The organism is Roseateles sp. P4_D2 (assembly GCF_056401875.1).
This window is the reverse complement of the sequence record NZ_JBFUIM010000006.1, coordinates 1-20548: the sequence shown is the minus strand read 5'-3', so window position 1 is coordinate 20548 and position 20548 is coordinate 1. Positions and strand designations below refer to the sequence as shown.

General features: G+C 67.4%; 19 protein-coding genes. 14 read left to right on the top strand and 5 right to left on the bottom strand.

Going from position 1 to position 20548, the window contains the following annotated elements; translation table 11 throughout:
- Positions 1-3: 3 nt before the first annotated feature.
- A complete protein-coding gene (pdxR, locus tag AC1DW0_RS12045) occupies positions 4-1452 on the bottom strand; it encodes a MocR-like pyridoxine biosynthesis transcription factor PdxR (RefSeq protein ID WP_477946068.1) in 1449 nt (482 codons plus the stop codon).
- Between the two features lie 65 nt (positions 1453-1517).
- Here pdxR and AC1DW0_RS12040 point away from each other — a divergent pair, with 65 nt between their 5' ends.
- A complete protein-coding gene (locus tag AC1DW0_RS12040) occupies positions 1518-2561 on the top strand; it encodes a hypothetical protein (RefSeq protein WP_477946066.1) in 1044 nt (347 codons plus the stop codon).
- A gap of 74 nt (positions 2562-2635) precedes the next feature.
- A complete protein-coding gene (locus AC1DW0_RS12035; protein WP_457323429.1) occupies positions 2636-3277 on the top strand; it encodes a dihydrofolate reductase family protein in 642 nt (213 codons plus the stop codon).
- Here the strand turns inward: AC1DW0_RS12035 and AC1DW0_RS12030 are convergent.
- The gene (locus tag AC1DW0_RS12030; RefSeq protein ID WP_457323428.1) at positions 3225-3689 is read right to left on the bottom strand and encodes a winged helix-turn-helix transcriptional regulator; all 465 of its coding nucleotides are present in this window, start codon (positions 3687-3689) and stop codon (positions 3225-3227) included. The genes AC1DW0_RS12035 and AC1DW0_RS12030 overlap by 53 nt on opposite strands.
- A 48-nt stretch (positions 3690-3737) precedes the next feature.
- On the opposite strand from AC1DW0_RS12030, the gene AC1DW0_RS12025 reads away from it, so the two are divergent.
- Genes AC1DW0_RS12025 through AC1DW0_RS12015 form a run of 3 tightly spaced genes read left to right on the top strand, consistent with a single transcriptional unit; the run spans position 3738 to position 5802 of the window.
- Positions 3738-4319, top strand: coding sequence for a hypothetical protein (locus AC1DW0_RS12025; RefSeq protein WP_477946064.1), 582 nt, complete (start codon positions 3738-3740; stop codon positions 4317-4319).
- 4 nt (positions 4320-4323) lie between these two features.
- Positions 4324-4938 (top strand): 3'-5' exonuclease, encoded by a 615-nt coding sequence (locus tag AC1DW0_RS12020; RefSeq protein WP_162247798.1) that lies wholly within the window; start codon positions 4324-4326, stop codon positions 4936-4938.
- Positions 4939-4989: 51 nt separating this feature from the next.
- Complete coding sequence (locus AC1DW0_RS12015; RefSeq protein WP_477946062.1) at positions 4990-5802, top strand: substrate-binding periplasmic protein; 813 nt, start codon at positions 4990-4992, stop codon at positions 5800-5802.
- 45 nt (positions 5803-5847) lie between these two features.
- Here AC1DW0_RS12015 and AC1DW0_RS12010 read toward each other — a convergent pair whose 3' ends face one another.
- Positions 5848-6690: a 2OG-Fe(II) oxygenase family protein gene (locus AC1DW0_RS12010; protein WP_477946060.1), complete on the bottom strand. Its 843-nt coding sequence runs from the start codon at positions 6688-6690 to the stop codon at positions 5848-5850.
- A 307-nt stretch (positions 6691-6997) separates the two neighbouring features.
- Between AC1DW0_RS12010 and AC1DW0_RS12005 the strand changes: the two genes are divergently transcribed.
- The 5 genes from AC1DW0_RS12005 to AC1DW0_RS11985 all read left to right on the top strand — a co-directional run bounded on the left by AC1DW0_RS12005 (position 6998) and on the right by AC1DW0_RS11985 (position 14551).
- On the top strand, positions 6998-9853 hold the full coding sequence (locus tag AC1DW0_RS12005; protein WP_056198200.1) for a 2-oxoglutarate dehydrogenase E1 component: 2856 nt from the start codon (positions 6998-7000) through the stop codon (positions 9851-9853).
- Between the two features lie 90 nt (positions 9854-9943).
- Entirely contained in the window at positions 9944-11185 is a 1242-nt protein-coding gene (gene odhB, locus AC1DW0_RS12000; protein ID WP_477946058.1) for a 2-oxoglutarate dehydrogenase complex dihydrolipoyllysine-residue succinyltransferase, read from the top strand.
- Between the two features lie 18 nt (positions 11186-11203).
- Positions 11204-12625, top strand: coding sequence for a dihydrolipoyl dehydrogenase (lpdA, locus tag AC1DW0_RS11995; protein ID WP_477946056.1), 1422 nt, complete (start codon positions 11204-11206; stop codon positions 12623-12625).
- A 52-nt stretch (positions 12626-12677) separates the two neighbouring features.
- A complete protein-coding gene (zapE, locus tag AC1DW0_RS11990; RefSeq protein ID WP_457349663.1) occupies positions 12678-13778 on the top strand; it encodes a cell division protein ZapE in 1101 nt (366 codons plus the stop codon).
- Positions 13779-13942: 164 nt separating this feature from the next.
- Positions 13943-14551, top strand: a complete 609-nt coding sequence (locus AC1DW0_RS11985; RefSeq protein WP_477946054.1) for a hypothetical protein — start codon at positions 13943-13945, stop codon at positions 14549-14551.
- Between the two features lie 6 nt (positions 14552-14557).
- Here the strand turns inward: AC1DW0_RS11985 and AC1DW0_RS11980 are convergent, their stop codons facing one another.
- A complete protein-coding gene (locus AC1DW0_RS11980; RefSeq protein ID WP_457324019.1) occupies positions 14558-15328 on the bottom strand; it encodes a PP2C family protein-serine/threonine phosphatase in 771 nt (256 codons plus the stop codon).
- Positions 15329-15390: 62 nt separating this feature from the next.
- Between AC1DW0_RS11980 and AC1DW0_RS11975 the strand changes: the two genes are divergently transcribed.
- Together AC1DW0_RS11975 and AC1DW0_RS11970 are read left to right on the top strand one after the other, a co-directional pair.
- Entirely contained in the window at positions 15391-15594 is a 204-nt protein-coding gene (locus AC1DW0_RS11975; RefSeq protein WP_056198185.1) for a YdcH family protein, read from the top strand.
- Complete coding sequence (locus tag AC1DW0_RS11970) at positions 15581-17632, top strand: ATP-dependent DNA helicase (RefSeq protein ID WP_477946051.1); 2052 nt, start codon at positions 15581-15583, stop codon at positions 17630-17632. The genes AC1DW0_RS11975 and AC1DW0_RS11970 overlap by 14 nt, the downstream gene beginning before the upstream one ends.
- Before the next feature lie 38 nt (positions 17633-17670).
- Here the strand turns inward: AC1DW0_RS11970 and AC1DW0_RS11965 are convergent, their stop codons facing one another.
- Entirely contained in the window at positions 17671-18486 is an 816-nt protein-coding gene (locus tag AC1DW0_RS11965; protein ID WP_457349671.1) for an outer membrane protein assembly factor BamD, read from the bottom strand.
- Between the two features lie 43 nt (positions 18487-18529).
- Here AC1DW0_RS11965 and AC1DW0_RS11960 point away from each other — a divergent pair, with 43 nt between their 5' ends.
- Both AC1DW0_RS11960 and scpB read left to right on the top strand, forming a co-directional pair.
- Positions 18530-19528 carry an RluA family pseudouridine synthase gene (locus AC1DW0_RS11960; protein ID WP_477946419.1) on the top strand — a complete coding sequence of 333 codons (999 nt, stop codon included), beginning with the start codon at positions 18530-18532 and terminating at the stop codon, positions 19526-19528.
- 240 nt (positions 19529-19768) lie between these two features.
- Positions 19769-20536 (top strand): SMC-Scp complex subunit ScpB, encoded by a 768-nt coding sequence (scpB, locus tag AC1DW0_RS11955; RefSeq protein WP_477946049.1) that lies wholly within the window; start codon positions 19769-19771, stop codon positions 20534-20536.
- Positions 20537-20548 lie beyond the last annotated feature (12 nt).

Here is a 20548-nt window from a genome sequence, read left to right as displayed (position 1 = left end):
GAATCATGGGCCAGAAGATGGCCCGGACCGCAGCGCCTGCCGCAATCGGCCTGCCACCTCGCCCGCCTGTTCGGTCCTGACATTGGTGAAGCCGATCAACAGGCCCTGGCCGGTCTCGTGCTGGACGGCATGGGCAGACAGCGCGGACGGCGCCAGGCCCTGAGCGCGGGCGCGCCGGACCAGGCCGGTGTCCGGCTCGTGTCCGGGGAAGCGGGCCAGCAGCGTGAGGCCGCCCTCGGGAGCCGTCAGCTCGATGCCGTTGCCGAACTCAGCTTGGAGAGCGCGGGTCAGCGCCACGCTGCGTTCGGCATAGCGAAGCCGCATGCGGCGCAGGTGCCGGGCGTAGTGGCCACCGGCCATGAAGGCGGCCAGGGCGGCCTGTTCCTGTTGGGCATGGCCGCGGTGGGACAGTTCGCAGGCAGCGGTCGTGGCCTCGACCCAGGCAGCGGGTGCGACGAGATAGCCCAACCTCAGCCCGGGGAACAGCGTCTTGCTGAAGCTGCCGGCATAGAACACACGGTCGCGCCGGTCGACGCTTTTCAGTGCTGCCGGTTTGCGGCCGACGTAGTGGAATTCGCTGTCGTAGTCATCTTCCAGCACCCAGGCGTCGGCGGCCTGGGCCCAGTCGAGCAGCGCCTGGCGGCGTTGGAGTGACAGCGCCACGCCCAGCGGGCTCTGGTGGCCAGGCGTGACGACGGCGAGCCGGGCGGCCGGGTGGTGTTGCCGCGCATAGGCCACGTCCAGGCCGGCCGCATCGACCGGGATGAAGGCCAACTGCAGCTGCGCCGCTTCCAGCGCGCGCCGGGCGAAGCGGTAGCCGGGATCCTCGAACCAGACTTCCGCGCCAGGCGGTGCTACCAGGCCCACCACCAGCTGCTGCGCGGCCTGGTAGCCGGCCGTGACGAAGACCTGAGTGGGGTCGCACGCAATGCCGCGCGACACCAGCAGGTAGGCCGCGATGGCGGCGCGCAGTTCCGGCAGGCCGCGCGGGTCGGGGTAGCAGAAGCGCTGCGCGTCCAGACGCCGTGCCGCGCCGGCCGTCAGGCTGGCCCAGAGCGTGCGTGGGAACAGGTCCAGCGCCGGCAGGCCGCCGCGAAAGGGCCAGAGGTAGTCGTCGGGCAAGGTGAAGGCCGCTGCCCGCGCGATGGCAGGCGTCGCGCCCTGCATCAGGCTGCCCGGCTTCAGGTCGGGCGCCACCACGGTGCCGGCAGCACCGCGCCCGAGGATGCAACCCTCACCGGCCAGCCGCCCATAAGCCGCGTCGACGGTGCCGCGGGCCACATTCAGCTGGGCGGCCAGGCTGCGCGTGGACGGCAGGCGCTCGCCTGGCGCCAGCCGCCCGTCTGCGATGGCCTCACGGATGCGCTGGTAGACCTGGTCCTGCAACGGTTGGGCCGACGCGGTTTCGAGGCATAGCGCATCCAGCGGGGAGAGTGATGGCGGTGCGCTCATGGCCCAGTCAATTCGCGCGGATTTGGCTCTGTTGGATCGGGCCATTCTCCGGGAGAGTCTGGGTCATGGACACGCAGCTTCGATCCTCCACCGCCGACATGGGCGCCAGGGCACCGCTCTCCGCGGCCCGGCAGGCCCTCGCACTCGCGCCGGCCCTCGCGGCGATGAGCTACCCGTTCTGGCTGCGGGCCTTCCATGCCGTCGGCCCGCAATGGCCTCTCGCGGCGCTGCCGCTGCTGGCCGCCTTCGCGATGCCACTGGTCGCCGCGCTGCTGTGGCTGCGCGCGGCCCGCGCGGCGCCCCGCTCGGTCTTCGAACTCCGGGCGCGCCGACTGGCCCTGCTTGGCGTCGCGGCGCCGCCGCTGTTCGTGTTCTGCGCCTTCCTGTTGGGCGTGCTGGGCCGCCCGATCTCCGAGCCGCTGGCTTGGGTGGCCGCATGGTTGGCCGCCGGCCTGTGGGCGTGGGCGGCCCCCCGCGGCGCCGAGCCCGTGGCCGCCCCGCCGGCGGACATGACCGCGCGCGCTGCCCATGGCGTGGTGGCGGCGATGGTGCTGGCCTTCATCGGCTTTCACCTCGTCAACCACCTGTTCGGGCTGCTGGGCCCGCAGGCGCATGCGGCCGTCATGAAGGCTGGGCGCGGCGTCTACCGCATGCCCGCGGTCGAAGCCATGCTGGTGGCGCTGCTGTTGCTGCAGTTCTGCCTCGGCGCCTGGTTGGCCTGGCGCTGGAGCCGGTTGCGCATGGATGTCTACCGCGCCGTGCAAGTGATGACAGGTGTCTATCTCGGCTTCTTCCTGCTCACGCACATGAACTCGGCCCTGGTGTCGGCGCGCACCTTGCGAGGCATCGAGACCGACTGGGCCTGGGCCTCGGGCGCGCCGCAAGGCCTGCTGCTGGACGCCTGGAACATCCGCCTGCTGCCGCACTATGCGCTGGGCGTGTTCTGCGTGCTCGCCCATCTGTGCTGCGGCCTGCGCAGCGTGCTGCTGGCGCATGGCTGGCGGGCGGCGAGCGTCAACCGCGGCTGGATGGCGGGTTTGATTGCCGCGGCCGCGGTGTCGACACTCATCGTGGCCGGCTTGTGCGGCCTGCGGTTGCCCGGCGCTTGAGTCCACGCTGCGAGACGTTAGGCTCCACGCAGGCACCGTCCCTCCCACCACACCGCACGACAGGAGAGTTCAAGATGTCCAAGGTCAGAGTCGCCGCCTTCAGCATTTCCATCGACGGTTTCGCGGCAGGGCCGCGCCAGAGCCTGGAGGCGCCGCTGGGCGCGGGCGGCGAGCAACTGCACGAGTGGATGTTCCCGACGCGCACCTTCAAGCAGATGCTCGGCAGCGAAGGCGGCAGCACCGGTGCCGACGATCGCTTCGCGGTGCGCAGCTTCGAGGGTGTCGGCGCCTGGATCCTGGGCCGCAACATGTTCGGCCCCGTGCGCGGCCCCTGGCCCGACGAGACCTGGAAGGGCTGGTGGGGTGCCAATCCGCCTTACCACGTACCTGTGTTCGTGCTGACCCACCACGCCCGGCCGCCGCTGCAGATGGAAGGCGGCACGACCTTCCATTTCGTGACGGACGGAATCGAAGCCGCGCTGCGGCAGGCGAAGCACGCCGCCGCGGGCAAGGACGTGCGCATCGGCGGCGGTGCTCAGACGATTCGTCAGTATCTGCAGGCCGGTCTGATCGACGAGATGCACCTGGCCATCTCGCCGGTGCTGCTGGGCAGCGGCGAGTCGCTGCTGGGTGGCCTGGACATGCCGGCCCTCGGTTGGCGCGTCACCGAGTGCGAAAGCTCGGGCCAGGCGATGCATGTGGTGATGGCGAGGTGACGACGCAGGTCGCGCGAGCGTCGACGCCGACGTCCAGTGGGGCAGTTGCGCAAGCGGCTTGATGCGCTGCGCCCCAGCGACGGATTTCCTCGGCCACCGGCAGCACCGACAGCCCATGCGGCGTGAGCCCGTATCGCACAACGGCCGGCACAGGCCCCGTGCGCTCGCGGCTCACCAGGCCGTCGGCCTGCAGCTCATGCAGCTGCTCCGCCAGCACCTTGGCCGACACGTCCGGCAGGCTGCGCCGCAGCGCCGCGAAGTGCAGCGGGCCATCGGCCAGCCGGTACACCACGAACAACTTCCAACGCCCACCGATGGCCGCCAGCGCCGCCGTCAGCGCGCAGCCGGGGATGGCGTTGCCACGCGCCGGGCGAGGACGGTTACCTGCAGGTGCCTTCTTGGCAGTGGACATGGTGCTGCATAGAGTGAACCGGGTCAGTCTAGTCACCCATCCGAGTTCATGCCTTCCCAACACACCCGCCGCACTGCCGCTTCCCTGCTCGTTGTCGCCGGCGCCAGTGCCATCGCCGCACCGGCAGCCAGCGCGCCGCCGCTGCCCGCAACGCCGGCGGGCGCGCCGCAGGACTTCGAATTCGAGCACGGCAACTGGTACACGTCGCTGCGCCGCCGCCTGCGGCCCCTGAGCGGTTCCGACACCTGGGCCGAGTACACGGGCACGACCCTCGTGCACCCGCTGCTGGGCGGTCGCGCGAATCTCGTCGAACTGGACGTCTCGGGCCCCGAGGGGCGCATCCAGGGCTTGTCGCTGCGGCTCTTCGAGGTGCAGCGGCAAAGGTGGACGCTCAACTTCGCCAACGCTGCATCGGGCACGCTCGCCGCGCCGATGGTGGGTGGCTTCGGCGGCAGCCCACGTGGCCTCTTCTACAGCGCCGAGGACTTCAATGGCCGCCAGATCCTGGTGCGCTTCGCCATTGAATCCCTCGGCGCCGACCGCTGTCGCTTCGAACAGGCGTTTTCAGCCGATGGGGGCGTGACCTGGGAGGTCAACTGGGTTGCGGTGGATACGAGGAGGTCATACTGAAGCGATGGAGAGACCCACGAGCGAACAGATAGCAGCGTTGCCGCCTTACCCCGCGTTGCCGCTCGACCGGATCCACGTGCTTCGCGACGCGGACCAATGCGACTTCGCTGAAGCAGAACTGCGCTTGGCCGGGCAGGTCGGCTTCGACACCGAGAGCAAGCCCATGTTTGTCGCTGGCGGTGAGCAGACTGGACCGCACATCGTGCAGTTCGCGACCGCGGGGCATGCCTTCATCGTACATACGGAAGCGCCGGAGACTGCAGGCTTCCTGCGCGCCATCCTTGAGTCTGAGGTCATCGTCAAGGTGGGGTTCGGCATCGTGTCCGACCGCGTGCCCTTGCACAGGAAGCTGGGCGTGCAGCTCAGCGGTGGGGTCGATGTTTCGCACATGGTGCGGCGACTGGGTTTCCAGCAGGCCGTCGGCCTCAGGGCCGCCGTCGCCATCGTGCTGGGCCAGCGCATGCCCAAGTCCAAGAAAGTCACCACCTCCAACTGGGCCACCCGCAAGCTCAGCCCCCAGCAGCTGCAGTACGCGGCCAACGACGCGCATGCGTCGCTGCTGGTGTATCAGGCGCTCCAGGCGATGCCAATGGAGCTTGCGAGAGCTTCATCTCCATGAGTGACCCTGCCAACGGCCACCCTCCAGCCGTCTGAGTTCTAAACTCAAGAGATGAAGCCGGTCCTGACTTGTCTGGTGGCGACCCTGTTCGCCAGTGCTGGACTGCAGGCCCATGAGACTCCCTGCGGGCCGTATCAAGTGGCCTTTTACGAAACGGGCTTGCTGTATTTCAAGAATGCCGCAGGCGACTACGTCGGCATCGACCGCGACGTCGTCGAGGAAGTCAGCAGGCGCACGGGCTGCTCCTTGGTGCGAGTCATGGAGTCCCGCGTGCGAATCTGGACGGCGTTGGCCGGGGGTGCGCTTGACATGACGGTCTCGGGCATAGAAACGCCTGAGCGGCAGAGGTTTGCGCACTTCGTTCCGTATGTCCTGAACAATCGCAACTACCTGATCGTGCGCAACGAACTGGCTGCCACGACGAAGACCATGGACGAGTTCCGGGCGCGAAAGTTTCTGCGCCTGGGTGTAGTCAAGGGTTTTGTCCATGGCGCAACGCTGGACCCCTGGATCGAAGCGCTCCGTCGCGAAGGCCGCATCGATGAAGTGTCAGATCTGGAAGTTCTCGCCAGAGTCTTTGCTGTAGGGCGCGTCGATGCCTTCCTCAGCCAACCGGTGGTCTGGGCCCCACTACTCACGCGCAACCAGTTGGACGGAAAGGTCCAAATCCTCGACTTCGCGCCGCAGGACAACGCAGTCCTGGGGCTCGTGCTGTCGCGCCAGCGGGTTGCGGCCGTCGACGTCGACAAGATGCGCAACGCGATCGAGCTGATGCGCACCGACGGCACGCTTGAGACGATTTTTGCGCGCTATGTTGACCGGCCGACAGCCCGAGCGCTTGCAGCGCGACCCAGCGGAAAGTAGCGGCAGGCAAGCGCCCGTGGCGCCCTTTCCACTGAAGGCCGGTCTTCAGGTCTTCACGCCCAACTCGCGCAGCCGCTCGTTCAGATAGCTGTCGGCCGTATAGCGATCACTCAGCACGACGTTGTCGCGCGGATGCAGGAACAGCGGCAGCGACACGCGGCTCTTCTTCGCGCCTTCGCCGGTCGGGTTCACCACGCGGTGCTGGGTCGACGGGTAATAGCCCTCGGAGGCTTCCTGCAGCATGTCGCCGATGTTGATGGTCAACGTGCCGAAGTCGCAGGGCACGTCGTGCCAGGCACCGTCGGTGCCCAGTACCTGCAGGCCCGGCTCGTTGGCGGCGGGCAGGATGGTCAGCAGATTGATGTCGCCATGCGCTGCGGCGCGGATGGAGCCCACCGGCTCTTCGCCCGTCAACGGCGGGTAGCGCAGCACGCGCAGCAGGGTCTTGCTGCTGCCCTGGATCATGTTCGACAGCGGCTCGCGGTACTTGGCCGCGATCTCTGGCGGCGTGTAACGCTCCACCCAGCCCAGCAGTTCCTCCGCCAGCGCATTGGCTTCATGGTAGTAGGCGAGGGCATCAGCCTTCAGCGGCTCCGGGATGCGGCCCCAGGGGTAGACGTGGAAGTACTCCTTGATGTCCTTCTGCTTGGAGCCCTTCGCAGTTTCTGAAATCTCCGTCGAGAAATAACCATCCTGCGTCTCCTTGGAAAACGCGAAACCATGCTTGGCCTCGCTGTTGAAGAAGGCCAGCCAGTCGGCGTAGATCTTCTCGACCAGGGTTTGGCGGATCGGGTGGTTGGTCAGCACGCCGAAACCGGTCTCGTGCAGGGAGCGGGTGAACTTCTCCGCGGCGTCGGGCGCACGGTAGTCAACGACCTGGACTTGCATCTGGGATCTCCTGAATGTCCCTCGCGTTCAACCATTCAATCTCGGGGCTGGCGCGACCACCAAGTTTACGGGCCAGTCAACTTTGCTGCATCCCGGTGCGTGAACTTTGTCGCACCCCGTCCACCTTGTCGGGCAAACCCGGAGTGCTAGAGTCCGCCCCTGATACTTTTATTCCTTCCCGTCCCTTTTGCAGTTGCCCCTGGCAACAGCAGAGGTGGGTCGCAATCCGCCAACCGGTCGAGCCGTGTCGCGGAAGGTTCTTCAACCAGCCAACTCCCTGGAAACCGGGGCATGAGGTGAGCGAAAGATGATGCAGCAATACAGGTCCAACTCCTACCTGTTCGGCGGAAACGCGCCGTATGTGGAGGAGATGTACGAGGCCTACCTCGACAACCCGGGTTCCGTCCCGGACAACTGGCGCGCCTATTTCGACGCGTTGCAGCATGTCCCGGCGGTGGATGGCAGCGAGGCCCGCGACGTGGCCCATGCGCCGGTCGTTGAATCCTTTGCCCAGCGCGCCAAGGCCAATGCCTTCGCCAACAAGGCCTCCAGCGCCGATCTGGCCGTCGCCCGCAAGCAGGTGCACGTGCAGTCGCTGATCGCGGCCTACCGTTTCCTCGGCAACCGCTGGGCCGAGCTGGACCCCCTCAAACGCGCCGAGCGCCCCAAGATTCCCGAGCTGGACCCGGCGTTCTACGACCTGACCGAGTCCGACATGGACATCTCGTTCAGCGCCGTGAACAGCTATTTCGGCGGCGAGACGATGACGCTGCGCCAGATCGTGCAGGCCCTGCGCGAGACCTATTGCGGCTCGATCGGCTCCGAATTCATGCACGGCTCCGACCCCGGCGAGAAGCGCTGGTGGCAGGAGCGCCTGGAGAAGGCGCGCGGCAAGCCGACCTTCTCGGCCGAAGAGAAGAAGCACATCCTCGACCGCCTGACCGCGGCCGAAGGCCTGGAGCGCTATCTCCACACCAAGTACGTCGGCCAGAAGCGTTTCTCGCTGGAAGGCGGCGAGAGCTTCATCGCGGCGATGGACGAAGTGATCCAGCGTGGCGGCGAGCGCGGCGTGCAGGAAATCGTCATCGGCATGGCCCACCGCGGCCGCCTGAACGTGCTGGTCAACACGCTGGGCAAGATGCCTGCCGACCTGTTCGCCGAGTTCGAGCACAAGGCTGCCGAAGACCTGCCGGCCGGCGACGTGAAGTACCACCAGGGCTTCAGCTCCGACGTGTCCACGCCTGGCGGCCCGGTGCACCTGAGCCTGGCCTTCAATCCGTCCCACCTGGAAATCGTCAACCCGGTCGTTGAAGGCAGCGTGCGCGCCCGCCAGGACCGCCGCGGCGACAGCGAAGGCGCCCAGGTGCTGCCGGTGCTGGTGCACGGTGACGCGGCCTTCGGTGGCCAGGGCGTCGTGCAGGAAACGCTGGCGATGGCGCAGACGCGCGGCTACCGCACCGGCGGCACGGTCCACATCATCATCAACAACCAGATCGGCTTCACCACCAGCGACCCGCGCGACCTGCGCTCCACCTGGTACTGCTCCGACGTCGTCAAGATGATCGAAGCGCCGGTGCTGCACGTGAACGGCGACGACCCTGAGGCCGTCGTCTGGGCCACGCAGCTGTGCATGGACTACCGCGCCGAGTTCAAGAAGGACGTCGTCCTGGACATCGTCTGCTTCCGCAAGCTCGGCCACAACGAACAGGACACGCCGGCGCTGACCCAGCCGCTGATGTACAAGAAGATTGCCGCCCACCCCGGCACGCGCAAGGTCTATGGCGACAAGCTGGTGGCGCAGAACGTGCTGCCGGCCGAAGGCCCGGACGACATGGTCAAGGCCTACCGCGCCGCCATGGACGAAGGCCGCCACACCGTCGACCCGGTGCTGACCAACTTCAAGAGCAAGTTCGCCACCGACTGGTCGCCCTTCCTGGGCAAGAAGTGGACCGACAGCTGTGACACCGCCATTCCGGTGGCCGAGTGGAAACGCCTGGCCGAGAAGCTCACGACGCTGCCCAAGGACTTCGCGGCCCACAACCTCGTTGCCAAGCTCTACGCCGACCGCGCCACGATGGGCCGCGGCGAAGTCAACATCGACTGGGGCATGGGCGAGTCCATGGCTTTCGCGTCGCTGGTGGCTTCGGGCTACCCAGTGCGCCTGTCCGGCGAGGACAGCGGCCGCGGCACGTTCACGCACCGCCACGCCGTGCTGCACGACCAGAACCGCGCCAACTGGGACGCCGGTACCTACATCCCGCTGCAGAACGTGGCCGAAGGCCAGGCACCGTTCACCGTCATCGACTCCATCCTGTCTGAAGAAGCGGTGCTGGGCTTCGAGTACGGCTATGCCGCGGCCGAGCCCAACACGCTGACGATCTGGGAGGCGCAGTTCGGCGACTTCGTCAACGGCGCCCAGGTCGTCATCGACCAGTTCATCGCCTCCGGCGAAGTGAAGTGGGGCCGCTCCAACGGCCTGACGATGATGCTGCCGCACGGCTACGAAGGCCAGGGCCCGGAGCACAGCTCGGCGCGCCTGGAGCGCTTCATGCAGCTGGCCGCGGACAACAACATGCAGGTCGTGCAGCCCACCAACGCCGCGCAGATCTTCCACGTGCTGCGCCGCCAGATGCTGCGCATGTTCCGCAAGCCCCTGGTCATCATGACGCCCAAGAGCCTGCTGCGCGCGAAGGATGCCACCTCGCCGCTGGCCGATTTCACCAAGGGCGATTTCAAGACCATCATCGGTGAACAGGACGCCGCGCTGAATGCCGAGAAGGTCAAGCGCGTCATCGTCTGTTCGGGCAAGGTCTATTACGACCTGGTCAAGGCGCGGGCCGAGAAGAAGTCTGCGGACGTGGCCATCGTGCGCGTCGAGCAGCTCTACCCCTTCCCGCACAAGGCCTTCGCGGCCGAGTTGAAGAAGTACCCGAACGCCACCGACATCGTCTGGTGCCAGGACGAACCGCAGAACCAGGGCGCCTGGTTCTTCGTGCAGCACTATGTGCACGAGAACATGAGCGAAGGCCAGAAGCTCGGCTATGCCGGCCGTCCGGCCAGCGCCAGCCCGGCCTGCGGCTATGCCCACCTGCACCAGGAGCAGCAGAAGGCGCTGCTGGATCAGGCGTTTGCCAAGCTCAAGGGCTTCATCCTCACCAAATAAGACCGCACCGCGCAGCGCCACTTTTCAGGCGCTGCGCTCACTTGCGCCTGTACCGCATCACACCGAATAAAGAACACGGAGCCTCCCACCATGGCCATCGTTGACGTCCAAGTTCCCCAGTTTTCCGAATCCGTTTCCGAGGGCACGCTGCTGACCTGGAAGAAGAAGCCCGGCGAAGCCGTCACCATCGACGAAACCCTCGTCGAGATCGAGACCGACAAGGTCGTACTCGAAGTCCCCGCGCCCGCTTCCGGCGTGCTGGGCGAAGTCCTGGTGGCTGACGGCAGCACCGTCGTCAGCCAGCAACTGCTCGCCAAGATCGATACCGAAGGCAAGGCCGGCGCCGCCGCACCCGCTGCCGCCGCTCCGGCTGCTGCGCCTGTCGCTGCACCGGCCGCCGCCAACAAGGGCGACGTGGCCATGCCCGCCGCCGCCAAGATCCTGGCCGAGAAGGGCTTGGCCGCCACTGACGTTCCTGGCTCCGGCAAAGACGGCCGCGTCACCAAGGGCGACGCCCTCGGCGCCTCTGCCAAGCCCGCCGCTGTTGCCGCGCCGCTGGTCGTGCCCGCCTCGCCCGCTGTCGCCAAACCGCTGCCGGCCGTGGCTGCGCCTGCTCAGCAGAACCTGGGCGATCGCCCCGAGCAGCGCGTGCCGATGACCCGCTTGCGCGCCCGCATCGCCGAGCGCCTGGTGCAGTCGCAGTCCACCAACGCCATCCTGACCACCTTCAACGAAGTCAACATGGCCCCGGTCATGGAGATGCGCAAGAAGTTCCAGGAGAAGTTCGAGAAGGAGCACGGCGTCAAGCTCGGCTTCATGAGCTTCTTCGTCAAGGCAGCCGTCGCGGCGCTGAAGAAGTACCCGATCATCAATGCCTCGGTCGATGGCAACGACATCGTCTACCACGGCTACTTCGACATCGGCATTGCGGTGGGCTCGCCTCGCGGCCTCGTCGTGCCGGTGCTGCGCAATGTCGACCAGATGAGCTTCGCCGACATCGAGAAGAAGATCGCCGAGTTCGGCCAGAAGGCCAAGGACGGCAAGCTGTCCATCGACGACCTGACCGGCGGCACCTTCTCCATCTCCAACGGCGGCACCTTCGGCTCCATGCTGTCCACGCCCATCATCAACCCGCCTCAGTCGGCCATCCTGGGCGTGCATGCGACCAAGGACCGCGCCGTGGTCGAGAACGGCCAGGTCGTCGTGCGCCCGATCAACTACCTCGCCATGTCCTATGACCACCGCATCATCGACGGCCGCGAAGCCGTGCTGGGCCTGGTGACCATGAAGGAAGCGCTGGAAGATCCGGCTCGTCTGCTGTTCGACATCTAAGCCAAGGAAACGATCAGCATGAGCACCAAGCAATTCGACGTCGTCGTCATCGGCGGCGGCCCCGGCGGCTATATCGCGGCCATCCGCGCGGCCCAGCTGGGCATGAACGTGGCCTGCATCGACGAGTGGAAGAACGACAAGGGCGGCCCCGCTCTTGGCGGCACCTGCACCAACGTCGGCTGCATCCCGTCCAAGGCCCTGCTGCAGTCCAGCGAGCACTACGAGCAGCTGAACCACCACTTCGCCGATCACGGCATCACGGCCGACAACGTCAAGATGGACGTCGCCAAGATGCTGGCCCGCAAGGACCAGGTCGTGAAGCAGAACAACGACGGCATCGTCTACCTGTTCAAGAAGAACAAGGTCACGTTCTTCCACGGTCGTGGCTCCTTCGTTGCCGCCAAGGATGGCGGTTATGAGCTCAAGGCTGGTGAGGAAACCATCGCCGCCAAGCAGGTCATCGTCGCCACCGGCTCCAACGCCCGCGCGCTGCCCGGCGTGCCCTTCGACGAAGAGAACATCCTGTCCAACGACGGCGCACTGCGCGTCGGCGCGACGCCCAAGAAGCTGGGCCTGATCGGCGCCGGCGTCATCGGCCTGGAGATGGGCTCGGTCTGGCGCCGCCTGGGCGCGGAAGTGACCGTGCTGGAAGGCCTGCCGGCCTTCCTGGGCGCGGTGGACGAGAGCGTCGCCAAGGAAGCCGCCAAGGTCTTCAAGAAGCAGGGCCTGGACATCCAGCTCGGCGTGAAGGTGGGCGAGGTCAAGTCAGGCAAGAAGGGTGTCAGCGTCGCCTACACCGACGCCAAGGGCGAGGCCAAGACGCTGGACGTCGACAAGCTTATCGTCTCCATCGGCCGCGTGCCCAACACCATCGGCCTGGGTGCTGATGTGGTCGGCCTGAAGCTGGACGAGCGCGGCGCCATCGTCGTGGATGACGACTGCAAGACCAGCCTGCCGGGCGTCTGGGCCATCGGCGACGTCGTGCGCGGCCCCATGCTCGCGCACAAGGCCGAAGAAGAGGGCGTGGCCGTGGCCGAGCGCATGGCCGGCCAGCACGGGCATGTCAACTTCAACACCGTGCCCTGGGTCATCTACACCAGCCCCGAGATCGCCTGGGTCGGCAAGACCGAGCAGCAGCTGAAGGCGGACGGCGTGGCCTACAAGGCGGGCCAGTTCCCCTTCCTGGCCAACGGCCGCGCCCGCGCGCTGGGCGACACGACCGGCTTCGTCAAGTTCCTGGCCGACGCCAAGACCGACGAGATCCTGGGCGTGCACATCATTGGCCCGTTCGCGTCGGAGCTGATCTCCGAGGCGGTGGTGGCGATGGAGTTCAAGGCCTCGGCCGAGGACATCGCGCGCATCTGCCACGCCCACCCCAGCTTGAGCGAAGCGACGAAGGAAGCGGCCCTGGCCGTCGACAAGCGCACGCTGAACTTCTGATCGCACGTAGCGAATCGAAAGGGGCGGCCAGATAGTCGCCCCTTTTTTTGCGATGACCTCAGTCACTGAGCTTTACCAGCAGACCCTCACCGAGCGCGGCTTCACGGCCGACGCTGCGCAGCTGCGTGCCATCGAGGCCCTGCAGCGCTGCCAGGACGAATGGGCCAGCTACAAGGCGCGGCGCGCCAATGCCGTGACCAAGCTGCTGGTGCGCCCGCCCATCCCGCGCGGCGTTTACATGTACGGCGGCGTAGGCCGAGGCAAGAGCTTCCTGATGGACTGCTTCTTCCAGGCCGTGCCGCTGCAGCGCAAGACGCGACTGCACTTCCACGAGTTCATGCGCGAGGTGCACCGCGAGCTGCAGGAACTCAAGGGCATTGCCGACCCGCTGGACGAACTCGGCAAGCGCATCGCGCGGCGTTTCCGCCTGATCTGCTTCGACGAATTCCACGTCGCCGACGTGACCGACGCGATGATCCTGCATCGCCTGCTGGACGCGCTGTTCCGCAACCGCGTGTCCATCATCACGACGTCCAACTTCCACCCCGACGGGCTCTATCCCAACGGCCTGCACCGCGATCGCATCCTGCCCGCCATCGAGCTGCTGAAGGCCAACCTCGAGGTCATCAATGTCGATGCCGGCACCGACTACCGGCGCCGCACCCTGGAGGACATGAACCTCTACCTGACGCCGCTGAACGAGTCGACGGAAGCGGCGCTTACCCAGGCCTTCGAGTCCCTCGCAGAAGCGCAGGACGAGGACCGCAAGCTGATGATCGAGCACCGCGCCCTCTACGCGCGTCGGCGTGCCGGCGGTGTCGTCTGGTTCGATTTCGCAACGCTTTGTGGTGGTCCGCGCTCGCAGAACGACTACCTCGAGCTGGCCAGTCAGTTCCATACCGTCATCCTGTCCGACGTGCCGGAGATGCCGGTGCGCCTGGCCAGCGAGGCGCGCCGCTTCACCTGGCTGGTGGACGTGCTCTACGACCGCCGCGTCAAACTCATCATTTCGGCCGCGGTGCCAGCGGAGCAGCTTTACACCGAAGGGCCGCTGGCTCACGAATTCCCGCGCACGGTGTCGCGCTTGCAGGAAATGCGCTCGGCCGAATACCTCGCCTTGGCCCGTCGCGAGGTTGATACTTCGCTCACATGAGGCCACCCCCTACTCGCTTCGCGCACCTTGCAGGCCGCGCCGACCCCGGAGGGGCCGACCCTTCGGCAGGCGCAAACGGCGTGCCGTTTGTGTCCGGCCTCAGTCCCCTTCGAGGGGGCGCCGCCAGTGGCCCGGCAAAGCCGGTTCCACGGCGGCCGCTTGATGTGGCCGCCGGCTGTCGCGGCGGCCTGCTGGTGGGGCTCTGGCTCGCGGCCGTGGTGGCTTGTGCGGAAACACCTCAGCCGGCCACGCGTGCCGAGGTCGCTGTCCAGCGCGCCGCCATCGAGCAGCGCTTCGCGCAGGAAAAGCTGGACTGCGAGCAGCGCTTTTCCGTCGCTGCCTGCCTGGATGAGCTGCGTAGGCGCCGCCACGAGGCGTTGGCACCCCTGGTGCGACGGGAAAATGAACTCGCGGCCGAGGAGCGTCGTGCCCGCGCGGCAGCCCAGACCCAGCGCGTGCGCGAACGCGAGCTCGCCGCGTCTCAGGACGAGGGCCAGAAGCGCGAGCGCATCCTCACGGCGCCGCCGCCAGCCCCACCTGCGGTGGCCGCCTCCCGCACGCCCCGCGCGCTCGGCCCGGAAGATGCGGCACGGCGCCGTCAGCAGGCCGAAAACAAGTCCGAGGCCGAGGCGGCCAAGCGCCGCGAACAGGCTGAGGTGCGCGAGAAGCGTCAGCAGCAGCGCATTGCCGAGCACGAGGCCAGACAGAAGGCCAGGGCCAAGCCGCTGGCTGCGCCCCTGCCGTTGCCGGGCGCATCAGCCGCGTCGCGGTAGCGGCCGCTAATCGAGGTTCTCAAGCTTGACGATGGCGACGGACAGGTTGTCGCCGCCGCCCCGGGCGCGCTGGCGCGCCTTGCTCACCAGCAACTCGGCCGCTTCGCGCGGCGGCAGGCTGTAGAGCACGCTGCCCAGCTCCTGGGCGGTGAAGTAGTGCCAGAGCCCGTCGCTGCAGCACATCAGCGTGTCGCCCACTTCGAGGTTCTCGAAGCGCTCCGATGTCGACGTCGGGTCCTGCACCGTTCCCAGGCAGGCCGTCAGCAGATTGCTCTGCGGATGCGAGCTGGCCTCGGCCTCGGTGAGCTGGCCCTCGTCGACGAGGCGCTGCACATAGGAGTGGTCCATGGAGCGCTTGACCAGGCGCGCGCCGCGGAACCAGTAGATGCGCGAGTCGCCGGAATGGATCCAGTGCACGCAGCGGTCGCTGGTGATGACGAAGCCGGCGATCGTGCTGTGCGGTTCCTCCTCGGCGGAGATGGCCGTCAGCTTGATCATCAGGTGCGCCTCCGCCGTGATCTGGCTCAGCAGCTCGGCAGGCAGCTCATCCTCGGGCGAATAGCGCTCGAACAGCTGGTGCGCCGTCAGGATGACCTGGTCGGCCGCCTTGCGCCCGCCGCTCTTGCCGCCCATGCCGTCTGCCACGATGCCCATCATGCAGCCCGCTATGCGCGGGTGGGCGATGACGGCCACCTGATCCTGCTGATAGGCCCGGTCCCCGCGATGGGTGCCGGTGGCGGCATTGAGTCGGAAACCGACGGCGGTGGATGAGGGCATGCCGAAAACTATACTGGCCGGTGAGCTTTTGCCCGCATCGAACCGCCTTCGTAAACCCTTGGATGGATGAACAACTTCACTCGTTGCCCCGGCGGCTCATCGAGCTGCGCATGGAGCATGGCGACCTCGACGCGATGATCGACCGACTGGTCGAACAGTCGCCGGTGGACGAGTTGGCACTGCAGCGGCTGAAGAAGCGCCGCCTGGTTCTGCGCGACATGATTGCCCGGTTGGAGGCCGCCACCGAGCCCGATGAACCCGCCTGATCTCGACGACTGGCTCGACGCCCTCGATCAGGCCACCCCTCCCGCCCCGCCCGCTGCTGACGAACTCGAACAGGCCGTTTTGGCCGCTTTCGACCTGGACGGCCCCTTGGCGCGCCTGGACCGGGGCTACAGGCCCCGCGCGCCCCAGTTGGAGATGACCCGTGCCGTCGCCCGGGCGCTCAGCCGCCGCCAGGCCCTGGTCGTCGAAGCGGGTACCGGTGTCGGCAAGACCTTCGCCTACCTCGTCCCGGCCCTGCTGGCGGGTAGCCGTGCCCTCATCAGCACCGCCACCAAGAGCCTGCAGGACCAGCTCTTCCTGCGCGACCTGCCGCGACTGACCAAGGCCTTGAACACGCCGGTGCGCCTGGCGCTGCTGAAGGGCCGCAGCAGCTATCTCTGCCTGCACCGCATGAAGGAGGCGCGCGTGTCCGGCGAGTTCCCGGACCGGCGTACGGCGCTGTCGCTGGCGCGCATCGAGCGCTGGGCCCTGGGCACGACGACAGGCGACTTTGCCGAGATCGACGGGCTGGATGAGCGCTCGCCCATCATCCCCATCGTCAGCTCCAGCCGCGAGAACTGCCTGGGCCAGGAATGCCCGGACTGGAAGAGCTGCTACGTCGTCAAGGCGCGGCGCGAGGCGATGGAGGCCGACGTCGTCGTCGTCAATCACCACCTCTTCTTTGCCGACATGACGCTGCGCGATACCGGCGTGGCCGAGCTGCTGCCCAGCGTCGAGATCGCCATCTTCGACGAGGCCCACCAGCTCGCCGAGGCCGGCGTGCAGTTCCTCGGCACGCTGCTGGGTACGGCCTCGCTGATCGATTTCGCGCGTGATGTGCTGGCCCAGGGCCTGGCCCATGCACGCGGCGTGCACGACTGGCAGGGCTTGCATGCGGGTGTCGAGAAGGCGGCGCGGGAGCTGCGCCTGGCCGCGGCCGGCCCGCTGGCCACCGCCGGCCGCGAGCTGCGCGGCACACTCAAGCTGGGCTGGAAGGAGAGGGCGAACCAGCCCGGTTTCGCCACGGCGCTGGCTGGCGTCGAAGTGGCGACGGCCAAGGCCTTGGAGGCCCTGACCGCCGTGCGCGAGGCTGCGCCCGATTTCGCGCGCCTGTGTGAGCGGGCCCAGGAGTTGCGTGAGTTGGCCAAACAGTTCGCCACCGACCCTGATCCGGGAGACGTGCGCTGGATCGACATCAGCCCGCATGCGGCCCGCCTGGTCGAGTCACCCCTGGACATCCGCGACGCGATGCAGCAGCAGCTGGAGGGGCCGCCCAAGGCCTGGGTGTTCACCTCGGCCACGCTGGGCGACGACGAAGGATTGACGTGGTTCACCGAGCCCGCCGGCCTGACCGAAGCCGAGGTGCTGCGTGTGGGCAGCCCCTTCGACTATCCAAGCCACGCGCGCCTCTATGTGCCGCGCGGTTTCCCCAAGCCCAGCGAGCCCAGCCATCCGCCCAGCGTTGCCCTGCTGGCTTCACGCCTGGCACGGGCGCTGGGCGGTCGCACTTTCGTGCTGACCACGACGCTGCGCAATCTGCAGACCGTGGCCGACGCGCTGCGTGAGCGCTTCGAAGAGGCCGGCGACGCGATCGCCGTGCTGCAGCAGGGCGCTGCCCCCAAACGTGTGCTGCTGCAGCGCTTCATCGACAACCCGGCGTCGGTCCTGGTCGGCTCGGCCAGCTTCTGGGAAGGCATCGATGTGCCCGGCGACGCACTGCAATGCGTGATCATTGACAAATTGCCCTTCCCGCCGCCCAACGACCCGCTCGTGGAGGCGCGCGTGCAACGCCTGGAGGCGCAGGGGCGCAATGCCTTCTCGGAATATTTCGTCGCCGAGGCGGCGATTGCGCTCAAGCAGGGCGCCGGGCGGCTGATCCGCACCGAGACCGACCGCGGCCTGCTGGTGGTCTGCGACCCGCGCATGGCGGGCATGAACTACGGCCGCCGCCTGCGTGCGGCCCTGCCGCCGATGACGGCGGTGGCCAACGAAGCCGAGGCCCTGGCTTGGCTAGAGGAACTCAGCGCCAGCCGGCGCTGAAGGCGCCGATCATCAGTGGCCGACGCCGAAGCGTCAGATCACCAGAGCTGCCACCAGGGCTTCTTGCGGTTGGCGCCGTTGCTGGCGTACTGGCTGTCGGGGAAGTTCTTGTCGAGCACGCGGCGCGCGTCGTCACGCAGCTGGGTCAGGCCGAGCTTGTCATAGCTCTCGCCCATGATGAAGAGGCCTTCCTCGATGCCGGGCGCGTACTGGAACTCGGCCACGGCTGACTGGGCGCGGTTCGCCGCGGCGACATAGGCCTTGCGGTTGAAGTAGTAGCGCGCCACGTGGATCTCGTAGGCCGCCAGCGTGTTGGTGATGAAGTTGATGCGCGTCGTCGCCTCGGCCGCGTACTTGGACTCGGGGAATTGCTCGACGAGCTGGCGGAAGGCCAGCAGGGCTTCTCGCGAGGCCTGCTGGTCGCGCTCGGACACGTCCTGGTTGGCCAGGCGGCCGAACAGTCCCAAGTCCTCGTTGAAGTTGACGATGCCCTTCATGTACAGGGCGTAGTCCATCGCCGGGCTGGACGGGTTGAGCTTGATGAAGCGGTCCAGCGTGGCAATCGCCTGGGCGCGCTCGCCCGTGCGGTAGTACGCCCAGGCCACGTCCAGCGTCGCCTGCTGGCCCATCGTCGTGCCGGCGGCGCGACCTTCGATCTTTTCGAGCGCCTTGATGGCGCGGTCGTAACTGCCGGCGTTCAGGTCGTCCTTGGCGTCTGCATACAATTTGTCCAGCGCCGCCTGGGAGTTCGGATCCTCCTTGGCCGTGGAGCCGCAACCGCTCAAGCCCAGCGCGAACGCCATCAGGACAGTGCCAGCGACGACGCGGGCGGTCTTGAATTTCTCAACAAACATGTCTGAAGTCGACGGCGATGCTGCCGGCTGGTCACAGGGAACAATGGACGCGGAGTATAGGGTGGGGGGTCAGGACGAATTCGAGCCGGGGGTCGAAGAAGCCGGCGACGCTGAACGGCGCACGGCAGACGTCGATGCCGCCGGCCATGGCGAGCGCCTCGACCGCTGGCTGACGACACGGGCGCCGGAGTTCTCGCGCAACCATCTGCAATCCCTGATCGAGCGCGGCTGCGTGACGGTGGACGGCAAGGTGCTGGAGAAGGCCGCCCACAAGCTGCGCGCCGGCCAGCGCGTCGAGATCGAATTGCTGCCGACCGACGAGAGCCGCGCCTTCCGTGCCGAGGCCATGGCGCTGGACTTCGTCTATGAGGACGAGCACATGGCGGTGGTCAACAAGCCTGCCGGTCTGGTCGTGCACCCGGCCGCGGGCAACTGGTCGGGCACGCTGATGAACGGCCTGCTGGCCCATCACGCCGCCGCAGCGACGCTGCCGCGCGGCGGCATCGTGCACCGGTTGGACAAGGACACCAGCGGCGTCATGGTCGTCGGCAAGACGCTGGCGGCCGTGACGGCGCTGATGCGTCAGATTTCGGCGCGCGAGGTGCACCGTGAATACCTGGCTCTGGCCTGGGGGCGTGTCGAGGAGCCTTTCGTTGTCGAGCAGGCCATGCGCCGTGACCCGGTGTCGCGCGTCAAGATGGCCATTGCCCCCGCCAACCTCGGCAAGCCGGCGCGCACCGATTTCTTTCCGTTGGGCGTCGGCGAAGTGAATGGCCGGGCCATCAGCGCGGTGCACTGCGTGTTGCACACGGGCCGCACCCACCAGATCCGCGTTCACCTGACGCACAGCGGCCACCCCATGCTGGCGGACGCGCTCTATGGCGGCGCGCCCGCCCTCGGCCTGACCCGCCAGGCCCTGCATGCGGCACGGCTGTCCCTCACCCACCCGACCACCGGCGAACCTCTGGTGCTGACCGCGCCGCTGCCCGCCGACCTGGCCTCCGCCTGGGCTCAGATCGGTGCCGCCGACCTGCCCGGCTGACAGGGCTATACAATGCACCTCGGTTGTCGTGGCAGCCAGCGCGCCAAATGTGCGCGACCCGTGCGGTTAGCAGTTCATCCGCCCGCCCGGTCAACCACCCCGATCGCGTTTCGCTGGAAGGCTGTTGAGCCCCACCGTGACGCCCGGACAGACCCCGTCCGCATTGCCTGCCGAACGCTGTGAGCGCCCAGGCCCGGACGGATTGCCAAGCCAGGCTTGATTGAGGGCGCGATTGCGTTCATGAACACCCAGGATGCCAAGCGCGTCCTCGAGACCGCACTGATCTGTGCTTCGCAGCCGCTGACGCTGCGCGAGCTGCGCAGCCTGTTCGCCGACGAACTCGGCGCCGATACCGTGCGCAGCCTGCTTGACGAGCTGAGCCGCGATTGGGAAGGCAAGGGCGTCGAGCTGGTGGCGCTGGCCTCGGGCTGGCGCTTCCAGAGCCGCCCCGAGCTGCGCGAGTACCTCGACCGGCTGCATCCCGAGAAGCCGCCGCGCTATTCGCGTGCCGTGCTGGAGACGCTGGCCATCATTGCCTACCGCCAGCCTGTCACGCGCGGCGACATCGAGGACATCCGTGGCGTCGTCGTCGCCAGCCAGATCGTCAAGCAGCTTGAGGACCGCGGCTGGATCGAGGCCATCGGCCATCGCGAGACCCCGGGCCGCCCGGCGTTGTACGCGACGACCAAGTCCTTCCTGGACGACCTGGGCCTTGCCAGCCTGGAGCAGTTGCCCGCCCTGGACATTGGCGGCGAAGCCCCGCCAGCCTTCGAGGCGCTGCAGGGCCAGCTGCTGGACAACTCAGAAGACGCTGAGTTGCCGGCCGAGGCTTCCGCTGAAACGCTCGCTGAAACGCCCGCCGAAATCCCTGCCGAAAAAATCCCCGTAGAGCCGCCTGCCGAAGAGATCGTCCCGAGTCTGAGCCTGTTTGGCGACGACGGCACGCCCGCACTTCCCAATCCCGACCCCACCGACCCGCCCCCGCAACCCCAGCCCGAATCCGCATGAACGACGCTGCCG

Excerpts from the sequence above, each read along its gene's own strand:
- pdxR (WP_477946068.1), bottom strand. The coding sequence starts at position 1,452 with ATGAGCGCACCGCCATCACTCTCCCCGCTGGATGCGCTATGCCTCGAA.
- AC1DW0_RS12040 (WP_477946066.1), top strand. The coding sequence starts at position 1,518 with ATGGACACGCAGCTTCGATCCTCCACCGCCGACATGGGCGCCAGGGCA.
- AC1DW0_RS12035 (WP_457323429.1), top strand. The coding sequence starts at position 2,636 with ATGTCCAAGGTCAGAGTCGCCGCCTTCAGCATTTCCATCGACGGTTTC.
- AC1DW0_RS12030 (WP_457323428.1), bottom strand. The coding sequence starts at position 3,689 with ATGTCCACTGCCAAGAAGGCACCTGCAGGTAACCGTCCTCGCCCGGCG.
- AC1DW0_RS12025 (WP_477946064.1), top strand. The coding sequence starts at position 3,738 with ATGCCTTCCCAACACACCCGCCGCACTGCCGCTTCCCTGCTCGTTGTC.
- AC1DW0_RS12020 (WP_162247798.1), top strand. The coding sequence starts at position 4,324 with ATGGAGAGACCCACGAGCGAACAGATAGCAGCGTTGCCGCCTTACCCC.
- AC1DW0_RS12015 (WP_477946062.1), top strand. The coding sequence starts at position 4,990 with ATGAAGCCGGTCCTGACTTGTCTGGTGGCGACCCTGTTCGCCAGTGCT.
- AC1DW0_RS12010 (WP_477946060.1), bottom strand. The coding sequence starts at position 6,690 with ATGCAAGTCCAGGTCGTTGACTACCGTGCGCCCGACGCCGCGGAGAAG.
- AC1DW0_RS12005 (WP_056198200.1), top strand. The coding sequence starts at position 6,998 with ATGATGCAGCAATACAGGTCCAACTCCTACCTGTTCGGCGGAAACGCG.
- odhB (WP_477946058.1), top strand. The coding sequence starts at position 9,944 with ATGGCCATCGTTGACGTCCAAGTTCCCCAGTTTTCCGAATCCGTTTCC.
- lpdA (WP_477946056.1), top strand. The coding sequence starts at position 11,204 with ATGAGCACCAAGCAATTCGACGTCGTCGTCATCGGCGGCGGCCCCGGC.
- zapE (WP_457349663.1), top strand. The coding sequence starts at position 12,678 with ATGACCTCAGTCACTGAGCTTTACCAGCAGACCCTCACCGAGCGCGGC.
- AC1DW0_RS11980 (WP_457324019.1), bottom strand. The coding sequence starts at position 15,328 with ATGCCCTCATCCACCGCCGTCGGTTTCCGACTCAATGCCGCCACCGGC.
- AC1DW0_RS11975 (WP_056198185.1), top strand. The coding sequence starts at position 15,391 with ATGGATGAACAACTTCACTCGTTGCCCCGGCGGCTCATCGAGCTGCGC.
- AC1DW0_RS11970 (WP_477946051.1), top strand. The coding sequence starts at position 15,581 with ATGAACCCGCCTGATCTCGACGACTGGCTCGACGCCCTCGATCAGGCC.
- AC1DW0_RS11965 (WP_457349671.1), bottom strand. The coding sequence starts at position 18,486 with ATGTTTGTTGAGAAATTCAAGACCGCCCGCGTCGTCGCTGGCACTGTC.
- AC1DW0_RS11960 (WP_477946419.1), top strand. The coding sequence starts at position 18,530 with ATGGACGCGGAGTATAGGGTGGGGGGTCAGGACGAATTCGAGCCGGGG.
- scpB (WP_477946049.1), top strand. The coding sequence starts at position 19,769 with ATGAACACCCAGGATGCCAAGCGCGTCCTCGAGACCGCACTGATCTGT.